The 12,484-nt window shown below is 56.3% G+C and carries 2 protein-coding genes (1 of these 2 only partly in view); both read left to right on the top strand.

Going from position 1 to position 12,484, the window contains the following annotated elements:
• Window positions 1-6,119, top strand: the 3' portion of a protein-coding gene (locus MF268_RS19890; protein WP_238372612.1) for a type I polyketide synthase. It extends 445 nt beyond the left edge of the window; the window shows 6,119 of its 6,564 coding nt (coding positions 446-6,564); the start codon falls outside the window, past its left edge; it ends in the stop codon at window positions 6,117-6,119.
• Window positions 6,116-12,484, top strand: coding sequence for a type I polyketide synthase (locus tag MF268_RS19885; RefSeq protein ID WP_238372611.1), 6,369 nt, complete (start codon window positions 6,116-6,118; stop codon window positions 12,482-12,484). The genes MF268_RS19890 and MF268_RS19885 overlap by 4 nt, the downstream gene beginning before the upstream one ends.

Below are 12,484 nucleotides of genomic sequence, written 5' to 3'. Positions count from 1 at the left end.
CTGGCGTGTTCTGCGGCGTCTCGGGCAATGACTATCATGGTATACTTCGTGATGCGGGGCATGCAGATTATAACGCTTATACCGCCTCCGGAATTGCCCACTCGATGGCATCTGGCCGTTTGTCCTATGTGCTTGGCACGACCGGACCAAGCGTTTCGGTGGATACGGCCTGTTCTTCTTCGCTGGTTGCGATCCATCAGGCCGTTCAAAGTCTTCGGCAAGGTGAATGCGATGCCGCACTGGCGGGTGGCGTCAACCTGATTTTGACGCCCGAAACGACAATTGCACTGTCTCGTTCGCACATGATGGCACCCGACGGACGTTGTAAGACGTTCGACGCGAGAGCCGACGGGTTTGTGCGGGGCGAGGGATGCGGTGTCCTAATGCTCAAGCGATTGGCGGACGCTCAGAGTGACAAGGATCGCATCTTGGCGGTTATCTCTGGGTCGGCCATCAATCAGGATGGCCGCAGTAACGGATTGACCGCTCCGAATGGCGTGGCGCAGCAAGCGGTGATCAAGGCTGCACTTGAGGATGCAGGTGTTGAACCGTGCCAGATCGGATTTGTGGAAACCCACGGAACCGGCACAGCGCTTGGCGATCCGATCGAAGTACACGCCTTGGGTGCAACGCTTTGCCCAAGTTCAGAGCGTGAGGAACGGTTGCGGCTAGGCTCGGTGAAATCGCAGATCGGACATCTTGAATCCGCGGCGGGCGTAGCCGGAGTGATTAAGGCTGCGCTGTCCATAAGCAATCGATTCCTGCCGGGCCAAGTCAACTTGAAAGAACTCAACCCCCTGATAAACTGGGATGATCACGCACTTGAGCCGCAGCGCGTAAACGAGCCATGGCCCGACAGCTTACCTTTGCGGGCGGGTGTCAGCTCCTTCGGGTTCAGTGGCACAAATGTGCATGTTATTGTTGAAGCCGCACCGGCAACGAACGCTTCGACGACCTCGGCGAATGAACGCCAGCATCAAGTGCTGACCGTTTCGGCGCGAAGCAGTAGCAGTCTCGCCAATCTGATCGAAGCGCGGCGCGCCGATCTCGCCAGCACCGAAGAACTGGCCGACATCGCTTACGTCGCAAACGCTGGTCGCGATCATTACGCGCAACGTATTGCCGTCGTCGCACAAAGCACTGCAGAAGCGAATGCCTTGCTGAAAGCGCGGGACCGAACAGATGCGCGCTATGCAGAAGGCGTGATTCCTCAACGTACGCCAAAGCTGGCTTTTGTCTTCAGTGGCCAAGGTGCCCAGTATTCGGGTATGGCCTCTCGACTTTACGCAAGCCATCCCGTTTTCCGTGCTGAAATCGACCGCTGCGCCGCCATCTTGGAAGGCAAAATTCCAGTGCCACTTCTAACGATGCTGGAAGGTTCGGCGGCAGAGGTAAACAAGACCGCTTTTGCCCAACCCGCTTTGTTTGCTGTTGAATGGGCTTTGGCCAAACTTTGGAGAAGCTGGGGCGTCGAGCCCGACATGGTGTTGGGTCACTCACTCGGCGAATACGTGGCAGCCTGCGTCGCCGGAGTATTTTCTCTCGAAGAAGCACTCCATCTTGTCGCGACACGTGGCGCACTGATGCAATCGCTTGAGGAGCCCGGCGCAATGTCTGCGTTAAGGATGACGCCAGAGGCCGCTGGCGTTCTGATAGCTCCTTGGCGCGGACAGATTGACATTGCCGCGATCAACGGTCCGCAAGATATCGTCATATCCGGATCACTCGACGCGGTAGACGCAGCGGATACAGCGGCAAAAGCGCTCGGCGTCATCCCGAAGAGACTGCATGTTTCGCACGCCTTTCATTCGCCTCTTATGGACCCGATTCTGAAAGAATTTGAAGCTGCGGTAAGCGCCTGCAGCCTTTCCTTACCCGCGATTACGCTGATCTCAAACCTGTCCGGACAGACTACATCGAACGAAATCTTGCGGGCGAGCTACTGGCGCGAACATGTGCGCTCACCGGTACGCTTCGCCGATGGGCTCCAAAGTGCCAGAACAGCGGGCGCGCGCATATTTCTCGAAATCGGTCCGCACCCGACTTTGTTACCAATGGGGCAGGCCAACCTCAAACCAGACCGTACGACTTGGTTGACCTCCCTGCGTCGCGAACATGATGACCTGCAGGAAATATTGTCGACGTTGGCCAAGCTGTATGTGGCTGGTGTAGACATAGACTGGCGCGCTTTTGAGGCGCCTTGGCCACGGGAGCGGCGTCGGATTTCAGGTTATCCGTTCGAGCGGGCGCGCTATTGGATAGACCCGCCTTCCATTCCTAAAGAAGAAAATGCCATGACCGGTCTGCCGGGCCGTGAAATCGTGCACTCGCTCGGTGATACTCGGCTCTTTGAGATCGACCTGAATCCTGCAGCACTGCCTTGGCTGTTCGATCAATCAGCGCATGGCCGTTCGATGCTGCTGTCAACGTACCAGATGGACTGGGCTTGGCAGGTAGCACAGCTGCATTTTGGCTGTAAATCGGTCGAAATTCGTGATTTGCTTCTCCGCCGTCCGCTTATTCTGACCGAGGGCGAAGTTCATAAGTTGCAGCTTTCAATGATCCCGAAAGGTGAGACTTCAGCCAGTTTTCGCATCTCCGCAAGAAAAACCGAAAATACCTGGGTCACGCTATGCGAAGGTTCGCTCGGTCCCGCATCTGATGTTTCTCCCGCTGAGGTAAGTGCGGATAAGGCGACGTCTCCCATACCAGTCAACGAATTTTACGCGAACCTTGGGTCGCTCGGCATCAACGTCGGCGAAGCATTCAAGATGATTGACACGTTGAAGGCAGGCAATGGTCTGGCGGTCGGCGATATCACCGTCTCCAATGTATCCGGCCCTCAGTTCCTTGCAGATCCGGTCTCAACCGACACTGCTTTGCAGGTGATCGGCGCGGCTCTAGATCTCCCCAACTTGGACGATCCCTACATGATCTTCGGAGCCGCGCGCGTTGTATGGCACGCGCCGCTTACTGACAGGTTTCGAAGCAAGGTGAGGGTTTCACAATCCGGGGAAACGAACAGCCTTCTCGCAGACGTCTGGCTGGTTTCTCCAGAGGGCGCGCCTCTGGTGTCTTTCAAGGAGGTCACCCTGCGGAAAGCCAGCGCGAATGATGTTGGAGGGGAAACGGGGGTATCAGACGTCAAACGGATCGTTCAAAAGGTTGTCTGGCGTCCGGATAGCGTTCCCACTCGACCGTCCGAATTGGTGAAGTCTGCGGCTCCTTTGCTGAAGTCTATGTCCGACAGTCTTAATCTTGAAACTGATTACGGGAACTTTCTTCGACGACTGGATACTCTGTCCTCAGGCTTCATTGAAGCCGCGTTAAATAATCTCGGTCTTCCGCTTGCAACGGGCGACCAGCTTGCAGCGGCCCACATAATATCTGGCGTGCGTGTCCTGCCGAAGTATCAGCGCTTGGTAGATCGTATGCTGGAAATACTTACGGAAGACGGCACCCTGACACCAGCAGGCGATGCTTATCAAGTTGTAATGCCCCGCAAACGCCGTGATATGCTGGCAGAGGCCGCCCGGTTGCTGAAAGATTTCCCTGAATGTGCGGCTGAAATAGAATTGACTCAGCGCTGCGGCAGCGCGTTGGCAGAGGTTTTGCGCGGCCGAACGGATCCGTTGACCCTTCTGTTCCCAGAGGGCTCACTTGAACTGACCCAAAACCTGTACGAACTTTCGCCGCCTGCGCGCGCCTATACAGCTGCCTTGGCCGAGATGGTCGGTCAGATAGCAAGAAACTGGCCTAAAAACCGCCGCCTGCGCATCCTTGAGATCGGGGCTGGTACGGGCAGCGCCACGGCGCGCATCCTCGAACAACTTGGCGATCAATCAACCGACTACGTTTTCACAGATATTTCGCCACTGTTCCTGAATCGGGCGCGAAGCCGTTTTGTGCAATGCGACGGAATGGACTTTCGTCCGTTGGATATCTCTATGCCTCCAACCGAGCAGGGATTCGCCCGAGGAAGTTTTGACCTGATCCTTGCTGGCAACGTCATTCACGCAACCCCTGACCTTGAAACCTCTCTCGGCCACGTCCGCGACCTTCTGGCCCCAGAAGGTGTTTTGCTCATGCTCGAAGCGACCAAGCCTCAACGCTTCGGGGACCTGACTGTCGGAATGTTGGAAGGCTGGTGGGCCTATGAGGATACTTCACGCAGGTCATACGCGTTGCTTCCGCTGCCGGAATGGCTGGCACTTTTCGACGAAATGGGGTTCCGAGAGGTCGAGTTCCTTCCGACGGGTGAGGCAAAAGGCGCCTTGGCAGAACAGACGATTCTCGCCGCAAGGCGGCCTGCTGAATCGAGCTCAACTGCTCGCTGGGTCATTTGTCCCGGCGGCAACCTTGAACAATCTTTGAAGACTGCGTTGGAGGCTTTGGGCGATGAGGCATTGATCGCATCCGACAGTCTCATGTTGCGTGACTATCTACACCAGAGTCGTGTGGAAGGGATCATCCATCTTGGTGCGCTGGATGCGACGACAGATTTGGAAATGAGCACCAATGCGGTAATGGACGGTCAGAAAACGCTATTCGAAAACCTGCTTGGCACGGTTCATACTGTAACAGCCGCTTCGGGTGCTTTGCCACAGCTTTGCATCGTGACTCGCGGTGGCCAGGCGACACATGACGGTGCCGGCGCCGAACCCGCACAGGCAGCAGTCTGGGGCTTCTCACATACGCTGGCACTTGAACATCCAGAGATGGCTGTCAGGCGAATTGATCTTGATCCAGATGCAGACAATGACGAGGGTGTCTCTGCCGCCGAGTTGGCGGCTGCGGTGCGCTACTCTACGGACGAAGACCAATTCGCGCTACGCGGCAGCGCAAGACTGGTTCGACGGCTGGCTCCGGCAGGTAATTCTCTAAGCCTCACAGCCCCGGGTGTTACCACGGTTGGTACCTGTCTTATAACGGGCGGGCTTGGCGGTCTGGGCCTGGCCACAGCGGAATGGCTTGTAAACCAAGGCGTCAAGCATATCGCGCTTCTGGGTCGGTCGGAGCCGAATTCGGCTGCGCAGAAACAAATCGACAAACTGACCGAAAGTGGCGCCGAGATCCTCGTATTGCGTGGCGATGTGTCGAACCCTTCCGATGTTGAGCGTTGCCTAGACGAGCTTGCAGAGGCGCTGCCGCCGGTGGTTATCTCTATCCATGCGGCGGGCGGACTGGCTGACGCTGCGGTGCTAAATCTTGATTGGCCGCAGATCCAAAAGGTGATGCAGGCAAAGGTCGCCGGGACATTGAATTTATTGCATTCTTTGCCAAAATCAGCCCGTTTCATCATGTTCTCTTCGGGTGCATCGGTAGCCGGATCGGCCGGGCAGGCAAACCATGCAGCCGCCAACGCCTTCGAGGATGCGCTGGCATACCGGCTGCGTGCGGCAGGCCGAGATGCAGTGACCATCAATTGGGGGTTATGGGCTGACATCGGTGCAGGCGCGCGCCAGAGCAGCCGTGGTTTCCAGTCATTGCTCCCCATTGACCCGAAGGTCGGATTGCAGGCGCTCGGCGCAATTCTGGCAAGCTCCAAACAGATTGGGCCTCAGGTATGCGTCATTGATGCCAATTGGCGGGATGTCGCTATAGGGCAATCAGCAAGATTGTTTGCCGAGTTGACACCCGAAGCTACTCCATCGGTCTCTGATGAGAAATCGAGGCTAAATAAGGATGCGATGAGTGGTCCGTTTGATCTCCCCGCGCTGATCGCAGCAACGCCCCGAAATAGACAGCGCACCGTCCTCGAAGGTGCGGTACGTGATTTTGCGCGCAAAGTTCTGGGACTCGCTCCCGAAGATAGTATCGACATAAATGAGCCTCTCCAGCAGCGAGGACTCGACAGTCTCATGGCCGTTGAACTGCGAAACCTGCTTAACACCGCTTCTGGTCTGCAACTGCCCGCGACAGTCACGTTCGAATACCCCTCAATTGCAGCGCTCGCCGAGTACATCGGTGAAAAGATCACGCCCGATCAACAAAACACGCGAGTTAAGCCACCAGAGAAGCACCAGGAAAAACTAAACGTTGAAACAGCGTCTGAAGAAGACCTCGCGGCACAACTTGCGCTCCAACTGGATCGACTAGACAGGACCTTTAATTCATGAGCGACAAACCAAGCCCCGACTATCACGGACTGCTGCAACGTTCTGTCGTCACGATCCAGCGCCTTGAAGAAGAACTTTCGCAACTCAAGGCACAGAACTCCGAACCGATTGCCATTGTCGGGATAGGATGCCGCTTTCCCGGCTCCGCCAACACGCCGGAAGCCCTGTGGGAACTCCTCAGCGAAGGCCGCGATGTCGTGACGGAGGTGCCGCCACATCGCTGGAACATTGAATCGATCTACGACCCCGATCCGGATGCCCAGGGCAAGACTTATGCCCGCTGGGGTGCCTTCCTTGATGACGTAGAAGGTTTCGATCCGGCTTTCTTCGGCATTACACCACGAGAGGCCATCAGCCTTGATCCTCAGCAACGCCTTTTACTTGAGGTTACGTGGGAAGCACTCGAAAATGCCGGCATCGCGCCAGCCTCGCTTTTGGGTAGTAGTACCGCAATCTATGTCGGCATGACCGCGCACGACTATGCGATGCGTTCCGCCAAGTTCCAAGGCGAACTGACAGCCGACGCATATGAAGCATCGGGTTCGTCCCATTCTATCGCCTCTGGCCGTTTGTCCTATTTCCTTGGGGTGCATGGCCCAAATTTCGCACTTGATACAGCCTGCTCATCGTCAATGGTGGCCGTACACGAAGCAGTCCGCGCTTTGCGAAATCGCGATTCAGACATGGCTCTTGCGGGTGGCGTGACGCTCACGCTATCGCCGACCGGCTCCATCCTGACGGCACGTGCACGGATGATGTCGTTCACAGGTAAATGTCATACCTTTGATGCCTCTGCTGACGGGTATGCCCGCGGCGAAGGCTGCGCAATGATCGCCCTGAAACGTCTGAGTGATGCGCAGCGCGACGGAAACCGGGTTGTCGCCGTCATTAAAGGGAGCGCAATCAATCAAGACGGGCGCAGTACCGGTATGACCGCGCCAAATGGACGTGCCCAAGTCGCGGTTTTGCGCGCAGCGCTCAAGAACGCAGGGCTGGATCCTTCAGATATCTCTTATATAGAAGCTCACGGTACCGGCACATCCCTCGGCGATCCAATCGAGATCAATGCGCTTGGCGAAGTCTTTGGAAACCGTCCGAAGGACGCGCCACTTATGGTTGGCTCATTGAAGACGAACATCGGCCACACAGAAGGCGCTGCCGGAATTGCAGGAATAATTAAAGCCGCACTCGCTCTTCAGCATCGGCAGATACCGGCCCACCTCAATCTTGAAAATCCCAATCCGCTGATCCCTTGGGACAGTCTTCCTATTAAGGTGCCTGACACGCTCACACCTTGGGTAGCACCGAACAACGGCAAACTTCGGGCCGGTGCCAGTTCATTCGGATTCAGCGGCACCAATGCGCACATCATTCTCGAAGAAGCGCCGTCAATCGAGGAGCAAAAGCCATTGGCGGAACGGTCGCATACCATCCTGCCGATGACCGGACGCAGCGATAAGGCACTGGCATCGATCGCTGGACAGTTGGCAAACCACATACGCTCACACCCGAACGCCAGCGTATCTACATGCGCCGCGGAACTCTCTCTTGGTCGGTCGCATTTGAACCGGCGGATCGCCTGCGTCGTATCAAACCAGGAAGATGCGCTGGCAAAACTCGATGGCATCGCAAAGGGCGAGTTCCTGACCGGCGTAGAGCGCGGTTCGGTCCCCGGCGGCAGCGCACCCGAAGTGGTCATGATGTTCACTGGTCAAGGTTCACAGTATCCCGGTATGACCCGAGATCTATACGCCAGCGAACCCGTGTTCGGTGCCGCCCTTGATAGATGCGCAGCGGAATTGGACAGGCAACTTCCGCGCCCGCTTTTGGACGTGATTTTCAACGAAAATGCGACCTTGCTGAATGATACAGCCTACACACAACCAGCGCTCTTCGCAGTAGAATGGGCACTGTTCAAGCTTTGGGAAAGCTGGGGTGTAAAACCTGCGGCGGTCATTGGCCACAGCGTTGGGGAATATGTGGCCGCCTGCGCAGCCGGCGTCTTTACACTTGAAGATGCACTGCGATTGATAGCGACCCGCGGCCGCCTGATGAGTGAATTGCCGCGCGATGGAACAATGGCTGCGGTTTTTGCCGATGTCGAAACGATTCGCTCTGCTCTCAAGGGGTACGAATCCGCTTGCGGTATCGGCGCGATCAACACGCCGTCGAACACAGTTGTTTCGGGCCGTCGCGAAGCCGTATCCGCCGTGCTCAAACGGTTACAGAGCGATGGCATCACTGGACAGGAGCTTACTGTCTCGCATGCCTTCCATTCACCGTTGATGGAACCGATGCTTGATAGCTTCGCGGCAGTTGCCTCGGAAATACATTATAATTTTCCGGAAATATCGCTCATCTCGAACCTGAACGGAAGAATTGCAGGACCGGAGATTGCCGATGCCGATTACTGGTCGCGTCATATAAGGCAACCTGTAAATTTCGCTGAGTCTATCACAACATTGCTGCAGTCCGGTTTCCAAACGTTTCTCGAGGTTGGACCTTCGGCGAGCCTGATTGGCATGGCAAGACAATGCGAAAAATCCGAAAAAGCACACTGGGTGAGCTCCTTGCGCAAGGGTCGAAATGATAACGAAACTCTTAAAGGAGCTGCAGCCGCGCTTTATGTGCACGGCCAAAAATTGAACTGGGAAAACCTGCTCGGCGGCGGTCTATCTCCGGTATCACGCCAAGCCTTGCCAACTTACCCGTTTCAACGTGAACGCTACTGGGCAGAATTCGACGAAAATCAGAGCGCTGTTACGACACGGGGGAACCACCCATTGCTTGGAAGTTCCAATCCCGGGCCTGTTCAAGTATTTCAAAGCAGCATCGGAATTTCGACAGATGCATGGCTGGCAGATCATCGTATCTATGATCATGCGCCTTTTCCCGCAGCCGGGTTCATTGAAATGGCGTTAGGCGCGGTAAAAGAGGCAACCGGTTCATCTACGCTTGCGTTGCAAGACATCGAGATTCGCAATGGATTGATCCTGCCAGAGGACAACAGCGTCGAGATGCAAGTTGTCGTAAATACCGAAGGCTCCACCCTAAGTGATATCCGGATCTATAGCCTGGCCCCATCAGATGGCGGCGAAACCTCTGATTGGCGGCTGCACATGCGAGCCAAACTAACTGAAGCCAAGACACCCAAAGATGGACTCGCACTGCCGGAAATTCCCGGATCCGCGACCTGTATTAAAACAGACGACTTTTATAGCTGGTTGGTTTCGTTTGGCATCGATTATGGCCCGGCTTTCCGCCCGCTCAGCGACATACGCTGCTTTGGGTCCGAAGCCTGGGCACAGATCGAACTGTCAGACAGCTTATCGGACAAGGGATTCATAGCGCATCCCTCTCTGGTCGATGGCTGCGCTCAGTTGCTCGGCGCGCTCTTGTTCGAGTCCGAGAAAAGCGGCGATGCATACATGCCCGTTGCTATGCGTGATTTTCAGGTATTAGCTCCGGTGCCTCGCAAAGTGCATTGCCATCTAACCCAGCGCGAAACGGCCGAAGCAGATCAGTACGAATGCGATTTCAATCTCTTTGATGGCGAAGGGAATGCTGTTCTGTTTGCAAGGGGATTCCGCTTTCAGCGCGTCAAGCGCAGCACCCTGCGCCGGATGCTCGGGGCGCAGGATCGTGGCGACTGGCTTTCCGACATCACTTGGAAAAGTGTGCCGCTACCGGAAGCGCCGGTTGATCAGTGCATCGGTAAATGGCTGATCCTTGCCGATGAGTCAGGAACGGGCGAAAAGCTTGCAAATCGGCTGCGTGCTGCCGGCGGCGAAATCTGCATAGCTCGGCAGGGACCTAAACTTGGGATCGGCGACCCCCAAACTACGGTTAGTGAGCATACCATAGGGAAAATCGAAACACTGCTAGAAGACGCAGGCCCGGTTACAGGTATCCTGAACTTTTGGCCATTGGATGCCCATGAACATGACGCGCTTCTCGGCGCGGCCCTTGGCCTGGCGCAAGCTGTTCCGGATGGGACAAGGCTGTGGTTCGTCACGCGTGGTAGCCAGTCCATCTTTGGCGAGCCTCCGAACCTCGCACAATCGCCAGTGAATGCCTTTGCCGGCGTCGTAGCATCAGAAAGACCTGAAATTCATTGTGTCCGTATCGACCTCGACCCAAGAGTTTCGGACAGCGAAATCGAACAGTTATTCCTTTCGGTCAGCAACCCGGATGACGAGGATCAGACGGCATTTCGCGGCGACTCGCGTTATGCTGCGCGCCTCGCCCCGGGACGTACCTTAGCTTCTGCTGGCGAAGAGTCCGTAATGCTCGACATCACCAAGCGTGGGATGCTGGAAAACCTGACGTTGACCAAGGTAAACCGCGTACCACCAGGTCCGGAGCAGATCGAGGTGCGAGTCCGCGCCACTGGGGTCAATTTCCGTGATGTCTTGAACACGCTTGGAATGTATCCCGGCGATCCCGGACCGCTGGGTAGCGAATGCGCGGGCGTCGTAACCGCTCTAGGTCCCGACGTTACCGAATTTGCCATTGGTGACAAGGTCGTAGCCATGGCAGACAGAAGCTTTGCCACCTATGTGACGGTGAATACCGCGCTGGTGGTTCCCAAGCCTTCCAATCTTACCATGGCGCAGGCGGCGGGTGTACCGGTTGCCTATCTTACTGCGGGTTATGCGCTAAAGACTCTCGGAAATGTCAAACCGGGCCAAAAGGTTTTGATCCACGCTATAACCGGTGGTGTTGGCATGGCCGCGACACAGATCGCTCTGAACATGGGCGCAAGGGTCTTTGGCACTGCCGGCACACCCGAAAAACGTGCTTTGGCTCTTGAACTGGGCGCCGAAGCCGCCGGCGATTCCCGCTCCCTGTCGTTCGTGTCGGACCTGACGGATGCGACCGATGGCACAGGATTCGACTTTGTCCTCAATTCTCTCGGGGGCGAGTTCATTCCTGCCAGCCTTGGCCTTTTGTCGGAAAGCGGTTGCTTTGTCGAAATCGGCAAGACTGACGAATGGGATCAAGCCCGTATTGACAAGGAATATCCGGGCCGCAGCTATCATCAGCTTTATCTGGGTGACATCACGGCTGCGGACGCTGGGTTGGTGCGCGGCCTGCTACAGGAAGTCTACGATCAGATGGCAAAGGGTGCACTAACGCCAATGAGCCATCGTGCCTGGCCGCTTGAACAGGCTCAGGATGCTTTCCGTTTCATGGCCCAGGGACGTCACACCGGCAAGATTGTTTTGACACAAACCCGGCCTCAAGGAATTTCCGCCGACGGGAGCTATCTGGTTACGGGCGGTTTGCGAGGGATCGGGTTGCGAACAGCCAGATGGCTTGCCGAATCCGGCGCTCGCAACCTCATCCTGATCAGCAGATCCGGCGAAACTGCAGATGCCAAGCTGGAAATCGACAAGCTTAGAGGGCTTGGTGTGACGGTCCTCACGCGCGGCGTCGATGTGGCGGACAAGGATGCAATGGCAGAGGTCATAACCGAAGCGCAACAAAAGATGCCACCGCTTCGGGGTATCATACATGCCGCAGGTGTCCTTGATGATGCGGTGATTTCGGAAATGACACCCGCACGCATTCATAAAGTCATGTGCCCAAAAGTTGACGGCGCCCTTGTTATGCATACGCTGACAGCAGAGCAGGATCTGGATTTCTTCGTGATGTTTGCCTCCGGTGCAGGATTGATGGGTGCGGCCGGGCAATCGAACTACGCCGCCGCCAACGGCTTTCTTGACGCCTTCGCGCACTGGCGGCGTGCGCAAGGTCTCCACGCGATGAGCGTGGACTGGGGAAGCTGGGCCGAAATCGGCATGGCATCAGAGGTCGACGATCGGCACCACAAACGCTGGGAAGCCATGGGCCTGAAGATGATCCAGCCCGACGATGGCGTAGAGATGCTGGCAGATGCATTATTTGGCAGCCCGTCGCCGCAGGTTGGTATCGTTCCGATGAACCGTTCCAAGCTGCCGTCCACCTCGGGACCGCTATTCAAAGATATCATCAAACAGACAACGAAAGCGGAAAGTGCCCCAGAAGAGGATGTACTGGAAAAGCTTGCCACAGCGAGTAGTGATGAGCAGTCGGGGCTACTGGCCGATTGGTTGGCGGATCAGATTGTTCGTGTTCTGGCTCTTGAACCGGGAATGGCCGACCAGCGGGATCGATCTCTGATGGATCTCGGCATGGATTCCCTGATGGCGATGGAGCTTCACAATCGGTTGCGTACCGGTCTTGCCCAGACGATTCAGGTCAGCGAACTCCTCAAGGGGCCAACGGTAAATGATCTGACCGAGATGTTGTTGAAGAAGTTGAACGGAACGGACTCGGCCGAGGGCGAGGGCGAGGGTGAACGAGAAGAGGCTGAAATCTGA

It is taken from the genome of Heliomarina baculiformis (genome assembly GCF_019966545.1).
In the GTDB taxonomy this organism is placed as follows: Bacteria; Pseudomonadota; Alphaproteobacteria; order Rhodobacterales; family Rhodobacteraceae; genus Heliomarina; species Heliomarina baculiformis.
This window is presented reverse-complemented; position numbering and strand designations above follow the sequence as displayed.